General features: G+C 69.7%; 1 protein-coding gene. It reads right to left on the reverse strand.

Annotated elements, in window-relative coordinates:
• Positions 1–455 (reverse strand): glycosyltransferase family 2 protein (locus FK530_RS25335; RefSeq protein ID WP_331456384.1); only part of this gene is annotated, 455 nt, incomplete at its 3' end.
• Positions 456–498 lie beyond the last annotated feature (43 nt).

The following is a 498-nucleotide window of genomic DNA, read 5'->3' on the forward strand; positions in this document are numbered from 1 at the left end:
AGATAGCCCCCGACCCTGGCCAGGACCTCACGGCGGATCAGCGCGGTGGGGTGGGAGACGGGGTGGGGGAGCAGCAGGTGCAGGGGGAAGGCCTCAGGGGTGATGCCCACGGGGGGCTCCGGGTCCGGACGGCGTCCCACGAGGTTCACCACCTGTGTGAACACCAGGTCGCAGTCCCTGCGGAGGTGAGGGAGGCTGATGCGGAACCGCCAGGGCATGCACAGGTCGTCTGCATCCATGCGCGCCACCGTCCTGCTGTCGGTCGCCGCGATCAGTTGCGAGAGCGCCTGGGTGAGGCCACCCGATGGCGGTGTCTGCAGCAGTCGCAGACGGGGATCGGGACCCCTCCTCCCACCAGCACCTCTGATGACCTCCTGCGCGGTGGCGTCCGTGGAGCCGTCGTCGAGGACCACGAGCTCGGCGTCGCGCGGCAGCGCTCGCAGAGTTGAGGACACCGCCGCAGCGACAGTTGTCTCGGCATTGCGTGCGGGAAGGATG

Source organism: Tsukamurella conjunctivitidis, from assembly GCF_007858475.1.
Lineage (GTDB): Bacteria > Actinomycetota > Actinomycetes > Mycobacteriales > Mycobacteriaceae > Tsukamurella > Tsukamurella conjunctivitidis.